Genomic DNA, 20,611 nt, shown 5'->3' with positions numbered 1-20,611 from the left:
ACATGAAATTTTCACACTTTTTTATTCAGCGCCCGATTTTTGCAGCAATGCTGTCGTTAATTATCCTCATTGCGGGTGGGATCTCGCTATTTCAGCTCCCCGTGAGCGAATATCCCGAAGTCGTTCCACCTACCGTAGTTGTAACCGCTAACTACCCAGGTGCAAACCCAACGGTAATAGCTCAAACTGTCGCAACACCGTTAGAGCAAGAGATAAATGGCACTGAAAATATGCTGTACATGTTTTCACAAGCGACCAGTGATGGCCGAATGACCTTAACTGTTACATTTGCGCTTGGTACTGATCTCGATAGAGCGCAAGTACAAGTGCAAAACCGCGTAAACAGTGCGTTACCGCGCTTACCTGAAGAGGTACAGCGTTTAGGTGTGGTTGCAGAAAAATCATCGCCTGATTTGACCATGGTTGTACATTTATATTCACCACAGAAAACACACGATACAGCATACCTATCGAATTATGCTGACTTGTATATTAAAGACCAAATCGCACGATTAGCGGGTGTGGGTGATGTGCAGTTATTTGGCGGTGGTCAGTATTCTATGCGAGTGTGGCTAAACCCAGATGCATTGTCTGCTCGTGGTTTGACAGCGATGGATGTTGTTACTGCTCTTCGTGCTCAAAATCAACAGGTTGCAGCGGGTAGCTTAGGTGCCCAGCCAGCCTCAACAGACAGTCAGTTTCAAGTATTGCTGAATGTTAAAGGGCGCTTAAACAGTGTTGAAGAGTTTGAGCAAGTTATTATTAAAGTGGGCGAACAAGGGCAATTAACTCGCCTTAGTGATGTCGCTCGAGTGGACTTGGGACAAAACACCTACTCATTACGTGCTGAACTTGATAATCAACCAGCACTGGCTATGCCAATTTTCCAACGTCCGGGTTCAAATGCAATTGAGCTTTCTGATCAAGTACGTGAAACTATGGCGCGACTATCTAAAGCATTTCCCGAAGGCGTTGAATATGACATAGTTTACGATCCTACTGTGTTTGTGCGTGGTTCAATTGATGCAGTTATTGCGACTTTACTTGAAGCAATTGCATTGGTTGTTATTGTGGTTGTGTTGTTTTTACAAACTTGGCGAGCATCTATTATCCCATTGATTGCAGTCCCAGTTTCATTGATTGGCACGTTTGCGGTCATGCAATGGTTAGGTGTCTCAATTAATACGTTATCGTTATTTGGCTTGGTGTTGGCTATAGGTATTGTGGTTGATGACGCGATTGTGGTGGTTGAAAATGTTGAACGAAATATCGGTCAAGGGTTATCACCTTTAGAAGCAACACGGGTGGCGATGACCGAAGTAACCGGACCAATAATTGCGATTGCCTTAGTGTTATGTGCGGTGTTTATTCCTACTGCATTTATTAGTGGTTTATCGGGGCAATTTTATAAACAATTTGCATTAACGATTACTATTTCAACGGTCATCTCCGCATTTAACTCATTAACACTTTCGCCTGCATTGTCGGCTTTATTACTTAAAAGCCATGATGCAAAACCCGATGCATTAACACGTTTACTTAATCGTTTATTTGGCCGCTGGTTGTTTAATCCGTTTAACCGCCTATTTGACCGTGGCGCAAAAGGTTATCAAAAGCTGGTACAAAAATTAATGCGTATGAGTGTTATCGTACTGGTTGTTTATATTGCATTAGTTGGCGGTACAATTAAGTTGTTTGATGCTGTACCAGGTGGTTTCATCCCTGCTCAGGATAAACAATATTTGGTTGCCATTGCGCAATTACCTGATGCTGCGAGTCTTGAGCGTACACAAGATGTTGTAAAGCAAATGCAAGAAATTGCATTGCAAGTGCCGGGCGTTGCAAACACGGTTGCGTTTCCGGGATTGTCAGTAAATGGATTCACAAATAGCCCTAATAGCGCGATAGTGTTTACCCCTTTAGATGCATTTAGCGAAAGAGGTGAGCCGCAGTTGTCTGCAATGTCGATTGCTGCTCAATTAAACCAGCGTTTCTCAGCCATTGATGAGGCATTTGTAGCAGTGTTTCCGCCTCCGCCAATTCAAGGTTTAGGAACTACGGGCGGCTTTAAATTACAAATTGAAGATCGTGCTAATAAAGGCTTTGAAGCCTTGTTTAATAGTCTTCAAGCAGTAATTACAAAAGCGCAGCAAGATCCGGCGTTGATGGGCATGTATTCAAGTTTTCGCATTCAAGTACCACAAATGGATATTGATATTGACCGTGAGCAAGCTTTAATACAGGGGATTCCACTCGATGAAGTGTTTAATGCGCTACAAATATACTTAGGTTCAATGTATGTAAATGACTTTAATATGTTTGGCCGTACTTACCAAGTTAATGCGCAAGCTGATGCTCAGTATAGGCTCGATCCAGAGCAGATTTTAAACCTTAAAGTACGCAATAACCAAGGTAATATGGTACCACTAGGCTCAGTATTGACAGCGACACCAACAATTGGACCTGACCGTGTAATGCATTACAACGGTTACCCAAGTGCTGAACTCAATGGCAGTCCTGCGCCAGGTTTTAGCTCTGACCAAGCGCAATATGCAATAGAGGCAATTTTAGCTGATACCCTGCCTACTGGGATTGAGTATGAATGGACTGAAGTGACATTCCAGCAAATTCTAGCGGGTAACACGATGGTTTATGTTTTCCCACTGGTGGTTTTACTTGTGTTCATGGTATTGGCTGCGACGTATGAAAGTTTAAGGCTACCTCTAGCTATTATTTTAATTGTACCGATGACTATATTCTCTGCACTAATGGGAGTGTGGCTAGTGGGCGACGATAATAATATTTTTACACAAATTGCCTTAATTGTTTTAGTAGCGCTTGCATCAAAAAATGCCATTTTGATGGTTGAATTTGCGCGAGATAAAACCAAGCAGAACATGAGTCATTTTGATGCCATTTTAGAGGCATGCCGTATGCGTTTGCGCCCTATATTAATGACATCAATAGCATTTACTGCAGGTGTTATTCCGCTTGTACTAGCCACAGGTGCAGGCGCTGAAATGCGCCATGCAATGGGGAACGCGGTGTTTTCAGGCATGATAGGTGTGACAGTCTTTGGCTTATTGTTTACACCTGTATTTTATATTTTAGTAACCAAATCACCTAAAGCCCCATCACAGGAGCAAATTAATGAATAACTTACGATTAGCCGCTGTGGTTATTGCTAGTTTATTAACTGGCTGTGCGAGCAAAATTGATGAGCAACAGTACCAATCCGATTTGCAATCATTTGTTGAGAAAACGCAGATTGCACAGCAATTACAGGGCACTGATGAGCTTAATTGGTGGCAAAAATTGGGCTCACAGCAACTCAATGATCTGGTTGCCAAAGCGCGAAGTAATAATTTTGATTTAAAGACCCAACAATTTCAATTGCAAAGTGCTTTAGCGCGCTTAGGTGCTGAACGTGCCCAGTACTTACCACAAGGTAATATTGGTGCAAGTGCGACGCGCACTAGCATTGGTAATAGTCAATCACGGCAATCGCAATCAGGTGTTAGTTTAGATTGGCAGATAGACTTGTTTGGTAAAGTCACTGCACTGGTTGACGCTGCGAATGCCGGTGCAATGAGCCAAGCTGAGCAAGTAAGGGCGTTGCAAATTGAAACACTATCCTCAGTGGTAAAAGGGTTTGTAAGCTACCAAGGTAGCTTACAAAAAAAGCAAATAATCAACTTGCAAATAGAGGCGCTCTTACAAAGTATTGATGTACTAAAAGCACGTGTTGAAGAGGGGGTTGCAAGCGAACTTGATTTAAATAGGACGTTGGCTCAGCTAAAGCAACAGCAAGCTTTGTTGCCTGAGATTGAATTTGCTCAGTTTAGTGACTTGTCAATGTTGGCTTTATTAACTGGGCAGCTTGCCGATGATTTAAAATTGGAGGATGAAAGGGATATACTCAGCCGCAATTTTAAGGTGAGTTTAACCAGCCCAAGCAAAGCGGTTGCACTTAGGCCCGATATCAGTCGAGCGCTTTTTGAGTTTAGCCAAGCAAGCTCACTGAGTGTGGCTGCAAGTAAAGCTTTACTGCCAGATATTAGCTTGAGTGCTTTTGCTGGTGTAATTAGCTTAGGTAATAATCAGTTATCTGATACTCAACAACAATGGCAGTTAGCGCCAAAAATCCAGTGGTCATTACTGAGTTACCCTGCTTTGCTTGCCCAGCGTGATGCACAAGACTATTTAACACAAGCCGCGTATAGTCAATATCAGCAAGTTGTATTAAATGCGATGAGCGAAAGTGAACTATCGTTACAGCGTTTAGTCAAACAGGGCGAACAAACTAAGTATGCAAACGAGCGTTTTAAGTATGCCAATAATGCATTTTTACAAGCACAAGCTATGTATCAAGAAGGGCAAATTCCTTACTTAGAGTTGTTAGATGCGCGGCAGGATGTTTTAATAGCGCAAGAGAATGCAGTAGATTCAACCATTTCGTCATTACTTGCCAAAGTAGATACTTACCAAGTATTCAATGGGCGGTGGGGCTACGCGTTAGTTAATTAGTTAAATAGAGTCTTTAATGCCACATACTGATATTTTATCAACAATTCCAAGGCTTATGCGTGCAATTGTGCTCGAGGAGCCTAACGAGCAGATTTTACTTTCTGAACGTGAAATACCTGTGCCCGATGTATCAGGGAATGATTTGTTAATTAAAGTGGAGTATGTGGGGTTAAATCCCACGGATGCACAGTTCGCTAAAACGGGTTTTTGTAAATGGAATTACCCTCATACTTTGGGTTTGGATGCCGTTGGTGTGGTAGTTAAAGCGGATAAAGGTGTTTTCCCAGGCGTGGGGAACCGGGTAATGTTCCACGGTAATTTGGGTGAGCAAGGCGTGTTATCCCAATACGTAAAAGTCCCCAACTTTGCAGTTTCAGTGATCCCCGACTCGGTTAAATCAAGTCATGCGGCAACTTTACCCTGTGCAGGTATGTCTGCATTAATTGCATTGGACAAACTACAGTTAAGTGAAGGGGATTCAATATTAATTGAAGCCGGTGCAGGTGCAGTGGGCCAGTTTGCAATCCAGTTTGCAAAACAGCGTGGTGCAACAGTGTTTACGACAGCAAGTAAGCGCAACCATAAGCTTGTTAAACAGCTCGGAGCCGATGTTGCATTTGATTATCACGATAAAAAATTAGCGGATAAAATTCGCCGAGAGCTCGGCCCGCAAGGTTTCGATGCCGTTCTGGATTCAATAGGGGGAGAAACGACCATTCGAAACGTTGAATTAATGCGTTTTTGTGGACGTATTGCTTGTTTAAACCCTCTACCAGCATTTGAGCAAGAGCTGATGTTTCGCCGAGCTCCGAATATCGGTATTGTTTCACTCGGCGGTGCTTGGCTTGCAAATAGCTTATGTGCGCAGCAAAGAATGAGCTTTATGGGCAATTTGCTACTAGAAAGTTTGGCAAATAATACACTGACCATTCCTTGTATTATTCCTGTTGAGTTTAATGCTTCGAATGTATCTGCCTCGCTAAATAAACAATTACAAGGTGGTTTTACCGGAAAGCAAGTTGTGCAGGTGAGCTAAATTAAATACATTATCTGAAAATGTAATTAAGCCTCACTGTCTGGAGGTTTTTGTATAAAGGATGTTATGGATAATATTAAATCACAACGGCTAATAATGCGTTCAGGGCAATTGAGTGATAGTTCTTTTATCTTAACTTTACTGAATCAACCCAGTTTTTATGAAAACATTGCAGACAAAGGCATTTATACACCTGAGCAGGCACAGGATTATATTCAAAATACATTTATAAATTCACATCAAATAAATGGCTTTGGTCCTTATATAGTAACGCTTAAAGACTCTACCCCTATTGGTATGGTTGGGTTGTTTAAAAGAGACTATCTGCATGTCCCTGATATTGGTTATGCCTTTTTATCAAAGTATACCGGTAAAGGCTATGCAACGGAGGCATGTGAACAATTGATTCAAAATGTTCAGAATCGCTTTCAAACAATTTCAGCAATTACCTCTGAAGATAATATCGCATCACAAAAAATACTTTAAAAGTTAAATTTCTCCCGCATGACAGATATAATAGCAAGTCATGACAAGCAGCCTATTTGCCTTTACATTAAGGCGTTGTAACTTTAATTTGCATTGCTTTTAATTGCTCTGCAACGTTTAGGTTGACTGCCGACCATGTTTTTTCAAGTGTTTCAACAAGCCCTTTATAATCATCATCTATCAACGGGGTCAATTCACTAAAGTAGTGAATCTCTTTTAATGTGCGCCCATTCTCAAATGTTGTGTGGTAAAGCCGCCACAGGCCAGAGATATCAGCATTGCCAGCATTGTCACCATTAAAGTGGTGAATTTCATATTCAATCTCATAAAAAGTTTGTTGGTCGGTGTCGGTAATTACAGGTAATCCTTTGACGACCATCCATGAATCTAATTGGGTAAACAGTGTTTGATGAGCACTGGTTGTTAGCATAATATCTGGCGCTTCGCTCCATAAATGATAATTTGCCGATGTGACTTGGTTATTATCTACCTCTAGTGCAATACCGCGATTATTTAAAGCACCACGTAGGTTGACGGTTAATATACGTAACTGTAAATCGGTGTTCTCACTCGTGCGCGCTGAAGGAGTTATTTTCTGATTAAACTGAAAATACTTCACAGGAGCATTTAATGACTGACTACAGCCAGCGATTCCTAGCATGCAGGTAACGAGTAGCGTGTTTATTAAACTGAAGATACGCATTTATTGTTTCCTCGGTGTTGGGTCTGCTGGTAATGATTTATCAAAAATGAACATGTTTGGCTGCTCATTTAGGCCGCGTGTTAAAGGTTGTAACTCTTCACTTAAGCGTTTAAATTCAGAAAGCGTTTGTTGTAATTGATGGTGAAATTGCGACCCTTGCTGATAGCTGGCCATGGTTTTTTCAAACTGTTTCATTGTGACATCAAATTGTTGCATGCTTTTGGTCATTTCAGCAAAGTTGCGGTTAATATCGCCGGGTAAATTTTGTGTATCTTGTTGATTAAGCAAGTCACGCATTTCATTGGCAAGCGCCTGATAATCAGTAAATGTAGATTGCATTTGGGCTAAACTGTCTTCAATTTTTAGGTTGTTCACCTTATTCAGTACATCCGAAACTTGATCAGCCAATACCGTGATCCCACTTGAAACACTCGGAAACACTTGATATTGAGACACAGTTGTTAGTTCAGCGTCATCAGCATCGTTATATATATCAAAATCAACATACACGGCACCAGTGAGCAGGTTCCCTGGTTTAAGCGAGGCGCGTAAACCATTTTTAATCCACCCTTCGACGTTGCCTCGCCAAAAATCGCGAGCTTGGTTGCTGTTATGATATATGCGGCCATATTCAATTTTAATAAGAGCAGGTACGGCTGTATTATCAGTTCTAAAATGGGCAGGCACACCATCAATCATCACATTGGCTGGTGCTTCTACGACTGTTCCGACACGCATACCCCGGTATTCAACTGGGGCGCCAGGCCTTAAGCCACGTATAGATTGCTCAAATTCAATTAGGTAGTAATCAAAATCATAAAAACGTTCTTCAAGGGCATGCTTATAACTTTTACTTAATGAAAATGCATGACCATCATTGGCTAAATCACCAGGGGCTTGTTGTTCAGGTAGACCAACAGAAATACCGCCTTTAAGTAGTTTACTTAAAGAGCCCGTATTAACGTTAATACCATCAGCTGATAAATCAATTTCTACCCCCGCGTTGACCCAAAAAATTGAATTAAGGGTTATTAAGTTTTGATATGGCTCATTGATGAAGATGCCGTACTTCATCGCTTGATTTTTCCAATCAAAAGTGGCGGTTTCAACTTGGCCAATTTTATAGTTTTTATAATAAATGCTGGTACTTACATCCATTACTTCGGCATTATAGCTTTGTAAAACAAACCGACCACCTTTAACATCTTTACCAATTAATGCGGGCTCGTCTTGTAATATAAAATGTTCTTTCATTAGGTTACTTTCACCCGGTGCAAATTCTAAATATACACCTGAAAGTAATGTACTCATGCCACTGATACCAGTTTCATCAATCCGTGGCTTTACCACCCAAATATTAGCATCATCGGTAAGTAAACTATCGTAGTGTTTATCTATTTGCGCTCGCGCAATAACGCTGTTTTTATCATCAGATAATCGGATGTGGTCTATTTGGCCTATCTTTACGCTACGAACTTTAATTTCTGTTTTACCGGCAATAATTCCTTCAGCTTGTGCCATGGTAATATATATAGTCGCTCCTTTGTTTGCCTGATATTGATACAACATCCATGCACCAACAAATAGGGCTATTATAGGAATAATCCAAATAGCAGAAATGCGAGGCTCTTGTTTTACGTTGGCTGTTTCATTCATGACTATCTCTAATTACGTGTAACGGTATTTGGCGAATCCCAAAGCAGACGAGGGTCGAATGCGTGGGCTGCCATCATTTGGCTGAGCACCATAGCAGTAAAAAATACAGTCCCTAGGCCTGGGCTTACAGACATTAAATTACCTAACTGAACCAAGGCTACTAGAATTGCGACAACAAATACATCAATCATAGACCATTTACCAATAAATTCAGTTAATTGATACACTTTGGTATACCGTTTTGACTGACTGCTTGCTGGGTATTTAACGATAATACATAAAAAAAATAAGATGAGTGCTTTTGCTAGTGGCACAACCACACTAGCCAAAAATATAATTATAGCGATGGGGTACGAACCTGCTTGCCATAACACAATAACACCACCAATAAGTGTAGAAGGCGTTTGATCACCCAAGCTAGTGGTATACATAATAGGAAACATATTTGCAGGTATATAACAGGCAACGGAAGTTAATAACCACGCGAGTGCTTTTTGAATACTGTTAGGGTTTCGAACATGAGCTTTACTGTGGCAGCGGGGACAATATTCATATTCGGATAATTGGTGACACACATGACATGCTCTAATATTTTTATCGATGCCTCTGTCGCCATTGTTTGCTTCACTAATATTAGCGAGTGGGCGGACTTGCTCCCATAGACGTTGACGGTTTAAGTGCGTAAGTGCGGCAATATACAAAATGACGAAGCAGATATAAGCCCAAAAGCTAATCCCAAAACTAATGTCTGCCATCGACATAATCTTAACCATACTGACAAGCACACCAATCAGAAAAATTTCACACATGATCCACGGTTCTAATGCCAATGTGAACTTAAGTAACCGCTTTGCAATAGTAAAAGGCAGTACTTTTAAAGCTCCTAAATGTAATGGAATCAGTAAGGCAAGTAACGCCATGGGCAAGCCAATAATGCTCACATCAATAAAGATACCGAGTAATTCACTGTCATAATTAAATAAAATTTTTGCTGCATCGGGTAGCGTGATTGTTTGCGTAATACCGCTGCTGCTAAATGAAATAAAAGGGTAGAACATACTGCTTAAAAGCATGATTAACGCACTGATACTTAGTGCCACAATAAGGGAGTCGTTATTTGTATTTGCAGTAGATAATTTCGTGTGGCAATGCGGGCACACAGCTATTTGTTTTGCTGCTATTTGAGGAACATCTATAATTAGGTCACAGTTAGGACAAGCTGTTTGCAATGTGATAGCCAAATAAAGTACATACGAATTAAAGTTTGCATCAAATAAATGTGAATTACAATTGGATGATTGTTTTAAATACACTATTATAAGTATATACCCAAGCCACCTTAAGGTGCAGAATTCAGCGTTTCGCAGGGGCTCAATATCAAGGTGATACTTTGCAACGACGCTCGCACCTTGAGGTGGTTTCGGTATAACAATGAATGGAGTCATACATACACGCAATAGGCGTAAATTATGCCTCAAGGGTCAATTTGTGATTAAACTACTTTGTTTTTGCTTAATTTTATTTAGCGTAAGCTTACATGCTCTCACAGAGCAAAAATCAACTAACCGTGTCAATATTGGCGTAAGCCCTTCATTACCCCCATATGTATTTAGTAAAAATAACTCGGGTTTACAGTTAGAGTTAATTAAGGCGGCTTTTAAAAGCCAAGGCATTACTGATCTGAATATTATTTACATGTCGAATAAACGCGTAGAACATTCTTTAGAGCAGGCTGAAATAGATGTTGCAGTGAATTACGCAGGTTCTCGAATCGAGGGGATTTACCCAAGCCAAAGTCTTTTATCCTATCAAAATGTGGCCGTGAGCCTGACTAAAAATAATTTCAAGATAAACTCGGTGTATGCGTTAACAGGTAAAAGTGTATTGGCCTTTCAAAACGCGACGGCGTTCTTACCTCACCCATATAAAAAGGTAACAACGAAATTAAATTACTATGAAGAGGTCGTCAATCAGGCGGCTCAGGTTGATCACTTAATGAAAGAGTGGGTCGATGTAGTGGTACTCGAAAAGCGAGTGTTTTTGTATTACTTACAGCAGTATCAGCTAGAGAACAACACAAAAGAAATAACAATTCACCCTATATTTAGTGAAGCTGCGCGCCCAGCGTACTTCAATGATAAACCCTTACAAGAGCTGTTTGATATGGGCTTAGCCCATATCAAAAAAAGTGGTGAATATAATGCGATTATGACCTTCGATGGTACTAATTATGCAAAGGCCTCTTACGATGGCCTAATCAAATAAAGCAACCGTTTGTCGTGTTAGCGCAATAAGTTCCCCTGATTGTGACCAAATAGACCCATCTTCAAGTCCATATCCATCTTTACAGTGATGAGTAATTGCTTCAAACCCTAACCATTCATTTGCCCCTAATTGGGGCTCTTGTACAAATTCTAAATACCAAGACATACTACTTGCAGGAGCCGGTTGGTTAAACATCTGCAATAAAGTGGGTGGCCAAGCATCGGTGAGCGCAATAACGTGCGCTTCGTTCAATTGTGCTGGGGTGTGTTTTAGTTTCATCCAACCACCTAAGTGTGATGTATCAGCGCCAACAAACGGCATACCACCTTGTTGCGGACATAAATCAACATGTTGGAAAAACTCAGGCATGGCACCCGATTTAAAAGGAAGCGTATAGCGAGGATCCACAGGTTTTAATGTCATTTCTTTCGAAACGGGTACATGAACGCCGGAGTTACGCGCTTTAGCAAAGCAAGCCTGCACAATTACACTTACTTGATCATTTTGTACGGCTTTGGCTAAAACTTGTGTGCTATTTTTACCTTCTCGTAATATTTCAACGTGCAATGAAAAGCCGGTGTCGGCTAATAATGGCCCTACAAAATTTGTACTTAATGACAGTAAACGTCGCGATGGCTCAATCTGTTGGCGCATGGCTTGATAAAGTAGTGATGCAGATAACCCACCAAATGCAGTTCTACCTTGGCACCAATTAGCAGGAAATTGCATGGTCGCCGTTTTTTGTTCAAGTGCAGACATGTTACCGATTTGTGTTGCAGCTTGGAGTAAATCATCAAAGTGCATAGCCGTTCCTTTGGAATAAAATGTTATTTGTTTAATTTATATCATACAAAAACTGATCAGACCACTTGTGAAAGCGTGCTCAAATGGTCTAAAAAACATCAACTCAGACTTGTTATTAAGTTATTTGCAAAATAAATGACAAAAAATCACTTTTTTTTCATTTTTACAGTTGAATTCAGTTTGGGGCATCCCTATTTACTAGTCATCGAACGTATTAACGAATTTTGAAGTTGGAGATGATTCATGGGTAAAATTATTGGAATCGATTTAGGTACTACTAACTCTTGTGTTGCAGTACTAGATGGCGATAAAGCACGCGTAATTGAAAATGCGGAAGGCGATCGTACAACACCATCCATTATTGCGTACACGCAAGATGGTGAAACATTAGTTGGTCAATCTGCAAAACGTCAAGCAGTAACAAATCCAACTAACACTTTATTTGCGATTAAGCGTTTAATCGGTCGTCGTTTTGAAGACGAAGAAGTGCAACGCGATATCGGTATCATGCCATTTCAAATCATCAAAGCTGATAATGGCGATGCATGGGTTGAAGCGGGCGGCGAAAAGCGTGCGGCACCACAAATTTCAGCAGAAGTACTGAAAAAAATGAAGAAAACAGCGGAAGACTTCTTAGGTGAAGAAGTAACTGAAGCCGTTATCACAGTACCTGCATACTTTAACGATTCACAACGTCAAGCAACGAAAGATGCTGGCCGTATCGCGGGTCTAGAAGTTAAACGTATCATCAATGAGCCTACAGCCGCTGCACTTGCATACGGTATGGATAAAAACAAAGGCGAAAACATTGTAGCCGTTTACGACTTAGGTGGCGGTACTTTCGATTTATCAATCATCGAGATTGACGAAGTTGAAGGCGAGCACACGTTTGAAGTACTTGCGACTAACGGTGACACTCACTTAGGTGGTGAAGATTTCGATAACCGCGTAATCAACTACCTAGTTGCTGAGTTTAAGAAAGACCAAGGCGTTGACTTAAAAGCTGATCCACTTGCAATGCAACGTGTTAAAGAAGCAGCAGAAAAAGCAAAAATTGAGCTTTCATCGGCACAGTCTACTGAAGTAAATCTTCCGTATGTAACTGCTGACGCATCAGGTCCTAAGCACATGAACGTGAAATTGACACGTGCTAAGCTTGAGTCACTAGTTGAAGACTTAGTAACTAAGTCAATTGAACCACTTAAACGTGCACTTGCTGATGCGGATTTATCTGTAAGCGACATCAACGATATCATTCTTGTTGGTGGTCAAACACGTATGCCGTTAGTACAAAAAACAGTGGCTGAGTTCTTTGGTAAAGACCCACGTAAAGACGTTAACCCTGATGAAGCAGTAGCAGTAGGCGCGGCGATTCAAGGTGGCGTACTTGCAGGTGACGTTAAAGACGTACTATTACTAGACGTTTCTCCACTGTCTCTAGGTATTGAGACAATGGGTTCTGTAATGACTGCGCTAATTGAGAAAAATACAACGATTCCTACTAAGAAATCGCAAACTTTCTCAACAGCTGAAGACAATCAAGCAGCGGTTACTATTCACGTATTACAAGGTGAGCGTAAACGCGCAAGTGATAATAAATCTCTAGGTCAATTTAACCTAGAAGGTATTCGTCCTGCGCAACGTGGTACACCACAAATCGAAGTTACTTTCGACGTAGATGCGGATGGTATCTTACATGTATCAGCAAAAGATAAAGATACAGGTAAAGAGCAAAAGATCACGATTCAAGCGTCTTCAGGTCTGAGTGACGAAGAAGTTGAAAAAATGGTTCGTGATGCAGAAGCTAACGCTGAAGAAGATAAAAAGTTCGAAGAGCTTGTAGCGACTCGTAACCAAGCTGATGCAATGGTTCACGGTACGCGTAAGCAAATCGAAGAAGCTGGCGATGCATTGCCTAGCGAAGACAAAGAAGCAATAGAAGCGGCTGTTGTTGACCTAGAAACAGCAATCAAGAGTGACAAAAAAGAAGAGATTGAAGCAAAAACTCAAGCTCTTGCTGAGAAATCACAAAAATTGATGGAAATTGCACAAGCTAAAGCACAACAAACTGGCGGCGACGCTGGTGAGCAACCACAACAGTCAGCTAAGCAAGATGACGACGTTGTAGATGCAGAGTTCGAAGAAGTGAAAGACGACAAGTAATTGTTACTAACGCTTCTCACTAACGTAAAACACCATGACTAATTGGGGTGTTTAAGTTAGGATGAACAAATGAGGCGCGTAGGCTAAAGCTTAACGCGCCTTTTGCATGTAAAAAGAACATGTAAAATAGCTTAAAAATTAATGGTAAATCGATATGATTTATCGGTTTATCCGCAGCCAAGCTGCAGTAGCAAAAGAGTAGTGTGATAGATATGTCAAAACGCGATTATTATGAAGTTCTTGGTGTGGCAAAAGATGCCAGCGAAAGAGACATTAAAAAAGCGTATAAACGCTTAGCGATGAAATATCATCCAGATCGTACCGCCGGTGATAAAGAGCTAGAAAGTAAGTTTAAAGAAGTTAAAGAAGCTTACGAAATCTTAACCGATGATCAAAAACGTCAAATGTATGATCAATATGGTCATGCAGCCTTCGAACAAGGTGGTGGCGGTGGTCACGGTGGCTTTGGTGGCGGCCAAGGCGACTTTGGTGATATTTTTGGTGATGTATTCGGTGATATCTTTGGCGGAGGTGGCGGTGGTCGTCGTCAATCTCGCCAGCAACGCGGTGCCGATTTACGTTACAACATGGACTTAAGCTTAGAAGAAGCGGTTCGTGGTAAAGAAGTTGAAATTAAAGTGCCTACGTGGGTGAGCTGTTCACCTTGTGATGGCAGTGGTGCAAAACCTGGTTCTAAGCCAAAAACATGTACAACGTGTCATGGCGCAGGCCAAGTACAAATGCGCCAAGGTTTCTTTGCTGTTCAACAATCGTGTCCTACGTGTCAGGGCACAGGTCAGATTATTTCTGATCCCTGTAACAGCTGTCATGGTCAAGGCCGTGTAGAGAAAACCAAAACCTTATCAGTTAAAATACCGGCTGGTGTTGATACCGGTGACCGCATTCGTTTATCTGGCGAAGGTGAAGCGGGCGCTCATGGAGCACCTGCGGGTGATTTATATGTACAAGTATCGGTACGTGAACACCCAATCTTTGTGCGTGATGGAAACAACCTCTACTGTGAAGTACCAATTGGCTACACCACAGCGGCGTTAGGTGGCGAGATTGAAGTACCTACGCTAGATGGTCGTGCTAAGCTTAAAATACCTGCTGAGAGCCAAACGGGTAAGATGTTCCGTATGCGTGGCAAAGGTGTTAAATCAGTTCGCAGTGGTGCTGTAGGTGACTTACTTTGCAAAGTGGTTATCGAAACACCGGTTAACCTAAATGAACGCCAACGTGAATTACTCGAAGAGCTTGAACTAAGCATGGGTAAAGACGGTTCAAAAAATCGCCCTAAAGAGAAAGGCTTCTTTGATGGCGTGAAGAAATTCTTTGATGATTTAACTAAGTAATAATCGTTAAGTGATTTTAAAAAATGGCGCCACATGGCGCCATTTTTAATAATTTGAAATAAATAGCGTGTGTATTGAATAAGTACGCGTTTATATTTAGCAGCATTCCACGCCTAAGCGTTAAACTCCTCTATATAATTAAAACCAGATTTTTATTTTTAATGTTGTTGTTTATTGCAATGAATAACCATATAAATATCAAATTTCGCTTTATTACTGCCCAAATATTCTACAAACTATGTAATCATCTGCAGTACGGCAAACGTACAAATTTAGGGATAAATAATAATGACACCGGCAATTACACTCCTAGAGCAAAAGCGCATTAACTTTACTGTATTAAGCTATGAACATGATTCAACAGCAGCACAATTTGGACTCGAAGCGGTTGAAAAGCTTGCATTAAATGCAGAGCAAGTATTTAAAACGTTAGTGTTAGAAACGAGTGACAATAAACTCGTTGTGGCAATTACGCCGGTATCGCAGCAGGTCAATTTAAAGCAACTGGCTAAAGCATGTGGGGCTAAAAAAGCAGCGATGGCAGAGCCAAATAAAGTGGCTGCCAGTACGGGCTATATTTTAGGGGGAGTCAGCCCGCTTGGGCAAAAAAAGCGCCTTGAAACGTACATTCATCAAAGCGCTGAAAAGTATAACACTATTTATGTGAGTGCAGGTAAGCGCGGCCTTGAGATAGCGCTATGTCCAATGGATTTACAAACGTTAACGCAGGCGAGCTTTGCCTGTTTTTGATAAATAAGATGATAGGTTTGCGGTTTTATTGCACAAAAATTCAAAAGTATTTTCAATTCAGCTTACACGTGTAAGCTGTTTTTATTCAATAACTTATGCATAGAAAAAATAAATAAATTGAAAAAACTGTTAAAAAGTTGGTTAGAGCAATTGATCTAAAGTGATTTTTATGACGTAATAGTACTATAAATTATCTGGTCGGATGAGTTAATCATGAGTTTACGTACAAAATTAAAAAAAGTGTTACCCAGTATTTCTATTACTGAACAAGAAGCGCTTGATGCGGGTGATGTTTGGTTAGAGGGCTCTATCTACCAAGGTAAGCCCGATTTTAGCGCCTTGCGCGCTGTGCCTGCTGCAACATTGAGTGCAGACGAGCAAGCCTTCATCGACGGTCCATTACAAGAACTAATGGGCATGATTGATGATACAGAGATTCAAAATGGTATTCATTTACCTGACTACATTCTCGATTTTCTTAAAAAAGAACGTTTCTTTTCACTTATCATTCCTAAGTCATTCGGCGGTTTAGAGTTTAGCCCTTATGCTAACTCAACTATCGTAGGAACTATTGCGACTAAAAGCTCAGCGGTGGCGGTAACGGTTATGGTACCTAACTCATTAGGTCCGGGTGAGTTACTACTCCATTTTGGTACAAAAGAGCAACAAGCTCATTACTTACCACGCTTAGCAAATGGCCGTGATATTCCATGTTTTGCATTAACTAGCCCAGAAGCGGGTTCTGATGCAGGCGGTATCCCTGATTTAGGCACCGTGACTAAAGGCATGTATAACGGTAAAGAAGTGTTAGGTCTTGAAATCACATGGGACAAACGTTACATCACGCTTGCACCGATTGCGACGGTACTTGGTTTAGCCTTTAAAGTAGTTGATCCTGATGGCCTACTTGGCGGCAAAGAAAACCTAGGCATTACTTGTGCGCTTATTCCAAAAGAGCACCCAGGTGTTGAGCTTGGTAATCGCCATGATCCTATGGGCATTCGCTTTTACAACGGTACTACCCGTGGTAACAAAGTATTCGTACCAATGGACTTCATTATTGGTGGCCAAAAGAACATCGGCCGCGGTTGGCAAATGCTGGTTAGCTGCTTAGGCGCTGGCCGTGGTATTTCATTACCGGCATTAGGTGTAAGTTCTTCACAAGTTGCATTTAAAGGTGCATCTGAGTATGCAGCAGTGCGTGAGCAATTTGGCTTAGCCATTGGTCAGTTTGAAGGTATTCAAGAAAAACTAGCAGACATTGCAGGTAAAACATACCTACAAGAAGCGATGCGAGTGCTGACAACTGAAGGCTTAGGCATGGGCTTAAAACCCTCTGTTGTTACAGCGATTGCAAAATACCACATGACAGAGATTGGTCGCGATGTACTTGATTCAGCAATGGATATCCAAGCAGGTAAAGCGATTCAAAATGGCCCGCAAAATACATTAGCCAGTGGCTATGTGGCACAGCCTATTGCCATCACGGTAGAAGGTGCAAACATTTTAACTCGTAACCTAATGATTTTTGGTCAAGGTGTTATGCGTTGCCACCCATATTTACAATCTATGGTTGAATCTATCCACAGTGAAGATAAAAACGCAGACAAAGAATTTAACAGCATTCTACGTAAAACAGTTGGCTACAGCGTAGGTAACAGCTTGCGTGCATTCCGCTTAGGTGTTTTACCATTTACTGCGGGTGCTGAGTCTAAATTACCAGAAGTGCGCGAATACGAAAAAGCAGCGCAAAAGTTATCTGCTAAACTTGCTGTATATGCTGACTTCTCGTTACTAGTGCTTGGCGGTAAACTTAAGCAAGCTGAAATGCTTTCAGCGCGCTTAGGTGACGTGATGAGCTTTTTATATGCGGCGATGGCATCAATTAAGTACTACGAGCAAAAAGTAGCGAGCAGTGAGCGTGAGCAAGCAGCACCTTACTTCCACTATGCAACTCGTTTTGCTCTACAAAGCGCTGAAGAAGCCTTGCACAAGTTTTTAGATAACTTCCCGGCAAGCGGTACGCGTAAGTTTATGCGTTTCATTACCATGAACTACTCAACTAAAATGCCAAAGATAAGCGATGACTTAATCCGTGAACTATCTAAGCAAGCACAGCTAGATACAGCGTTTAAAAAGCAAATCACGCATCTAGTTAAGCCAGTTGAAGGCGACGGTCATCATATTAATGAGCAAGCATACCAAGCTAAAATGGCGTGTTTAGACTTACTTGCAAAAGTTAAAAAAGCGTTACGCAGCAAAACAATCAAGCCAGGTATTCGTTTTGCGTTAACACTTGATAATGCGCTTGTGGCTAACATCATCACAGAAGATGAATATGCAAAATTAATTGATTACAACAAAAAGCGTGAACGCGCAATTCGTGTTGATGAGTTTGATTTTGATTTAAACTTGTTAGATGAAAATGCAAAGCCAGTAAACCCACTGAAAAGCGTTGTTAATCAGTAAAGTTTGATTTAATTCAACAATGTAAGCGCCCAGCAGTTCTGGCGCTTTTATATTCAAAAGCCCACACAAAATTGTGTGGGCTTTTTTGTTTGCGGTAATGAAATTACTCGTGCCATTTAAACGCGATGGATAAGCCTACCCAAATCAAAAAAGACGGTAAAACTATCAACTTTACCTATGGCCCAGAGAATATGCGCTATAAGCAAGTGAATGGTAGTGTGACTACCTATTATAGCGATAAATTGTATGAAGAAGAAACCGACGGCAGCAAAACCACTTGGCGCGCATTTATAGACGACATTGCTGTAATAAGCCAAACAACCAATGAAGGCGCAACTATTCGCTATACCCACCGCGACCGCCTAGGCAGCGCACGCATATTCAGCGACCATAATGGTTATGCCACAGCACAGCGCAACTTTGACCCATTTGGTAAACCTAGGCTGGCAAGTGGCGACTTAAAGCCGTATGGTAATTCATAACTGGATGACCTGGATAAAGCCAAAACACGCAGAGGTTTTACCGACCACGAGCATTTAGATGATGTAGAGTTAATTCATATGAACGGTCGGGTGTACGATTATAACCTTGGTCGGTTTATGAGTGTTGATCCTGTGATTCAAAGCCCTGGAAATTCACAGAGTATCAATCCATATTCGTATATTATGAATAATCCGCTGGCGGGAACAGACCCGACTGGGTATACGGCGAAAGAACCTGAACTTGAAAAAATTGAGTCAACCAAAACTACTGAAAAAGTTGCTGTAACTGGCTCAAGAATAAAGCGAACAGTGACTACAGGAGTCTCTGGTACAGCTACCTATTCAAATGGGGCAACACAATCATTTTCTGCAACATTTAGCGGTGGTAAAGTAGTCAGTATGGATATAGGCAGTCAGAAAAATATTGCTCAAAAGTCGGGAGAAGAGAATGGTGGTACCAGTGTAACTGGGTCAGGGAACTCTGGCGGAAGTGGTGTCGCAGGGCTTGTAAGTGACAATGTTTTCGATAACCTGTCAGAAACAGAGCAAGATGCTGTAACTACTTTATTGTCACACAATTCTCAGCAAGGGAGAGTAAATGATTCTCTTGGAAGCTTTGATAGTCAGCAGGAGGCTGATATTGCTGCGCATAACTTATACAACCCACTATCACAAATAGTTAAAGACGAGGTTCAATGGTTTGTTGTGAAAACCGAATCGGGATTTCAGGCAACTTTTGGGGCTGTCGGAACTCTTTCAGGAGAAGGGGGGTCCTCAACAGGGGTTAATCCTAGCTTAATGTACCATCGAGTAAAAAAATCACTTGGCAAGGTATCTATAATGAGGTCGGGTCATACACATTGGGATAGCAATAACAATTTTAGTGGGCATGACGCTAGACATGTCACATCAATGGTAAAAAATGGATATGTAAACAAAAAGTATTTGGTCTCTGTCTCAACAAGAAATGGTAGTTATAGAGAATTAAATTATCGAAGAGCTAAAAGCTCAGTAAACATTGCAAGACCTGAGGGGCGTTTAATCAAAGGAGTAACAATTGGTGAATAAATTAATAATCCTAGTGCTCATGCTATTTTTGATGTCAGCTTCACCTTGGTCATTGGCTGATAGTGATGTAAATCAAATAAACCTAATGGGGAGTTGTGAAGGTGTAAAGCTAGGGCAGAAGCTAGAGTCCAACCTAACTATTTTTGATTCTATGGAAGGGGTTGAGAGGTTTGTCTACGATAAAGTACCCCAATGGGCCAGAGTGTCTATTCGTGAGTCATCAAAAGCTGCTATTGACCGATTCTTCATGGGAAAAACTAATATTAATACTTTTCTTTTGGCTCGTGATTTTTTTATAGAAAATCTTCAGTCTAGATTGATTAAGAAGGCGAATGAAACCGGTAGTGGTGAAAGTGACTGTGAAATGGAAGTAGCCTCTATAATCGAAGAAATGTCCAAAAACAAAGTTTACAACTTGTTTAATGACAATTTCCATAAAATGTTAATTGAAAACTCTTTACCATTAAAGGTTGCTAGCACCAGTAATTACATCGAGATACTAATGTTAATTTCTTTACCTACAATAAAAACGGGAAAAGGGGTTTGTAAGACTTATGAGCAAAAAGGTGCGAGAAGTGAATTAAAAGTAACAATTTGCAATTAAGTCTTTTTAATGTGGCATCCAGACTCTCAGTGAGAGTCTGAGTAACAACCACCACTTCAACTATCCAACTCTTTATCAGCAAGCATTAGACGGTTTTAAATTGCTACTAACGAAATAAATAAGACACCCATCTAAATAAATAAAAAGACACCCACCCTAAAGTTTGTATTTTTTATTTTTTCAACTAACTTTCAATTAGTGCAAAAAACAAACAGGGTGATACATGGCTACTGCAAGAAAACG

The 20,611-nt window shown here is 40.9% G+C and carries 16 protein-coding genes; 12 read left to right on the top strand and 4 right to left on the bottom strand.

The genetic code is table 11. The features are described 5' to 3' along the window. Positions 1 to 2 precede the first annotated feature (2 nt). The 4 genes from CSC79_RS17110 to CSC79_RS17095 all read left to right on the top strand — a co-directional run bounded on the left by CSC79_RS17110 (position 3) and on the right by CSC79_RS17095 (position 6,049). Complete coding sequence (locus CSC79_RS17110; protein WP_099296960.1) at positions 3 to 3,158, top strand: multidrug efflux RND transporter permease subunit; 3,156 nt, start codon at positions 3 to 5, stop codon at positions 3,156 to 3,158. Then, the gene (locus CSC79_RS17105; protein ID WP_099296959.1) at positions 3,151 to 4,527 is read left to right on the top strand and encodes a TolC family protein; all 1,377 of its coding nucleotides are present in this window, start codon (positions 3,151 to 3,153) and stop codon (positions 4,525 to 4,527) included. Before CSC79_RS17110 ends, CSC79_RS17105 begins: the two co-directional genes overlap by 8 nt. Before the next feature lie 16 nt (positions 4,528 to 4,543). Further along, complete coding sequence (locus tag CSC79_RS17100; RefSeq protein WP_099296958.1) at positions 4,544 to 5,563, top strand: zinc-binding dehydrogenase; 1,020 nt, start codon at positions 4,544 to 4,546, stop codon at positions 5,561 to 5,563. A gap of 66 nt (positions 5,564 to 5,629) precedes the next feature. Further along, positions 5,630 to 6,049 (top strand): GNAT family N-acetyltransferase, encoded by a 420-nt coding sequence (locus tag CSC79_RS17095; RefSeq protein WP_099296957.1) that lies wholly within the window; start codon positions 5,630 to 5,632, stop codon positions 6,047 to 6,049. A gap of 67 nt (positions 6,050 to 6,116) precedes the next feature. On the opposite strand, the gene CSC79_RS17090 is transcribed toward CSC79_RS17095, so the two are convergent. From CSC79_RS17090 to CSC79_RS17080, 3 genes are read right to left on the bottom strand one after another with little or no spacing between them, the layout of a single operon-like run. Further along, entirely contained in the window at positions 6,117 to 6,752 is a 636-nt protein-coding gene (locus tag CSC79_RS17090) for a PqiC family protein (protein WP_099296956.1), read from the bottom strand. Beyond that, entirely contained in the window at positions 6,753 to 8,408 is a 1,656-nt protein-coding gene (pqiB, locus tag CSC79_RS17085) for an intermembrane transport protein PqiB (protein ID WP_099296955.1), read from the bottom strand. A gap of 8 nt (positions 8,409 to 8,416) precedes the next feature. Beyond that, positions 8,417 to 9,637 carry a paraquat-inducible protein A gene (locus CSC79_RS17080; RefSeq protein WP_099297010.1) on the bottom strand — a complete coding sequence of 407 codons (1,221 nt, stop codon included), beginning with the start codon at positions 9,635 to 9,637 and terminating at the stop codon, positions 8,417 to 8,419. Between the two features lie 259 nt (positions 9,638 to 9,896). Between CSC79_RS17080 and CSC79_RS17075 the strand changes: the two genes are divergently transcribed. Continuing rightward, complete coding sequence (locus CSC79_RS17075; RefSeq protein ID WP_237114053.1) at positions 9,897 to 10,673, top strand: transporter substrate-binding domain-containing protein; 777 nt, start codon at positions 9,897 to 9,899, stop codon at positions 10,671 to 10,673. Here the strand turns inward: CSC79_RS17075 and CSC79_RS17070 are convergent. Then, on the bottom strand, positions 10,662 to 11,477 hold the full coding sequence (locus tag CSC79_RS17070; RefSeq protein WP_099296953.1) for a thioesterase family protein: 816 nt from the start codon (positions 11,475 to 11,477) through the stop codon (positions 10,662 to 10,664). The genes CSC79_RS17075 and CSC79_RS17070 overlap by 12 nt on opposite strands. A gap of 243 nt (positions 11,478 to 11,720) precedes the next feature. On the opposite strand from CSC79_RS17070, the gene dnaK reads away from it, so the two are divergent. The 7 genes from dnaK (at position 11,721) to CSC79_RS17040 (ending at position 20,368) form a co-directional block, all read left to right on the top strand. Beyond that, entirely contained in the window at positions 11,721 to 13,640 is a 1,920-nt protein-coding gene (gene dnaK, locus CSC79_RS17065; protein WP_099296952.1) for a molecular chaperone DnaK, read from the top strand. Between the two features lie 212 nt (positions 13,641 to 13,852). Continuing rightward, a complete protein-coding gene (gene dnaJ / locus CSC79_RS17060) occupies positions 13,853 to 14,995 on the top strand; it encodes a molecular chaperone DnaJ (RefSeq protein WP_099296951.1) in 1,143 nt (380 codons plus the stop codon). A 288-nt stretch (positions 14,996 to 15,283) separates the two neighbouring features. Then, positions 15,284 to 15,745, top strand: a complete 462-nt coding sequence (gene ybaK, locus CSC79_RS17055; protein WP_099296950.1) for a Cys-tRNA(Pro) deacylase — start codon at positions 15,284 to 15,286, stop codon at positions 15,743 to 15,745. Positions 15,746 to 15,958: 213 nt separating this feature from the next. Beyond that, positions 15,959 to 18,214 (top strand): acyl-CoA dehydrogenase, encoded by a 2,256-nt coding sequence (locus CSC79_RS17050; protein ID WP_099296949.1) that lies wholly within the window; start codon positions 15,959 to 15,961, stop codon positions 18,212 to 18,214. A 125-nt stretch (positions 18,215 to 18,339) separates the two neighbouring features. After that, positions 18,340 to 18,696, top strand: a complete 357-nt coding sequence (locus tag CSC79_RS20280) for a hypothetical protein (protein WP_237114052.1) — start codon at positions 18,340 to 18,342, stop codon at positions 18,694 to 18,696. Positions 18,697 to 18,774: 78 nt separating this feature from the next. Beyond that, entirely contained in the window at positions 18,775 to 19,764 is a 990-nt protein-coding gene (locus CSC79_RS17045; protein ID WP_237114051.1) for an RHS repeat-associated core domain-containing protein, read from the top strand. After that, positions 19,757 to 20,368 carry a hypothetical protein gene (locus CSC79_RS17040; RefSeq protein ID WP_143483839.1) on the top strand — a complete coding sequence of 204 codons (612 nt, stop codon included), beginning with the start codon at positions 19,757 to 19,759 and terminating at the stop codon, positions 20,366 to 20,368. Before CSC79_RS17045 ends, CSC79_RS17040 begins: the two co-directional genes overlap by 8 nt. The last annotated feature ends 243 nt before the right edge of the window (positions 20,369 to 20,611 follow it).

The sequence above is a fragment of the Pseudoalteromonas sp. 3D05 genome (assembly GCF_002723455.1).
In the GTDB taxonomy this organism is placed as follows: domain Bacteria; phylum Pseudomonadota; class Gammaproteobacteria; order Enterobacterales; family Alteromonadaceae; genus Pseudoalteromonas.
The sequence above is the reverse complement of the archived record's forward strand: the minus strand, read 5'-3'. Positions and strand labels throughout refer to the sequence as shown.

Excerpts from the sequence above, each read along its gene's own strand:
- pqiB (WP_099296955.1), bottom strand. The coding sequence starts at position 8,408 with ATGAATGAAACAGCCAACGTAAAACAAGAGCCTCGCATTTCTGCTATT.
- dnaJ (WP_099296951.1), top strand. The coding sequence starts at position 13,853 with ATGTCAAAACGCGATTATTATGAAGTTCTTGGTGTGGCAAAAGATGCC.
- CSC79_RS17100 (WP_099296958.1), top strand. The coding sequence starts at position 4,544 with ATGCCACATACTGATATTTTATCAACAATTCCAAGGCTTATGCGTGCA.
- CSC79_RS17050 (WP_099296949.1), top strand. The coding sequence starts at position 15,959 with ATGAGTTTACGTACAAAATTAAAAAAAGTGTTACCCAGTATTTCTATT.
- CSC79_RS17090 (WP_099296956.1), bottom strand. The coding sequence starts at position 6,752 with ATGCGTATCTTCAGTTTAATAAACACGCTACTCGTTACCTGCATGCTA.
- CSC79_RS17095 (WP_099296957.1), top strand. The coding sequence starts at position 5,630 with ATGGATAATATTAAATCACAACGGCTAATAATGCGTTCAGGGCAATTG.
- CSC79_RS20280 (WP_237114052.1), top strand. The coding sequence starts at position 18,340 with ATGGATAAGCCTACCCAAATCAAAAAAGACGGTAAAACTATCAACTTT.
- CSC79_RS17070 (WP_099296953.1), bottom strand. The coding sequence starts at position 11,477 with ATGCACTTTGATGATTTACTCCAAGCTGCAACACAAATCGGTAACATG.
- dnaK (WP_099296952.1), top strand. The coding sequence starts at position 11,721 with ATGGGTAAAATTATTGGAATCGATTTAGGTACTACTAACTCTTGTGTT.
- CSC79_RS17045 (WP_237114051.1), top strand. The coding sequence starts at position 18,775 with ATGAACGGTCGGGTGTACGATTATAACCTTGGTCGGTTTATGAGTGTT.
- CSC79_RS17105 (WP_099296959.1), top strand. The coding sequence starts at position 3,151 with ATGAATAACTTACGATTAGCCGCTGTGGTTATTGCTAGTTTATTAACT.
- CSC79_RS17110 (WP_099296960.1), top strand. The coding sequence starts at position 3 with ATGAAATTTTCACACTTTTTTATTCAGCGCCCGATTTTTGCAGCAATG.
- ybaK (WP_099296950.1), top strand. The coding sequence starts at position 15,284 with ATGACACCGGCAATTACACTCCTAGAGCAAAAGCGCATTAACTTTACT.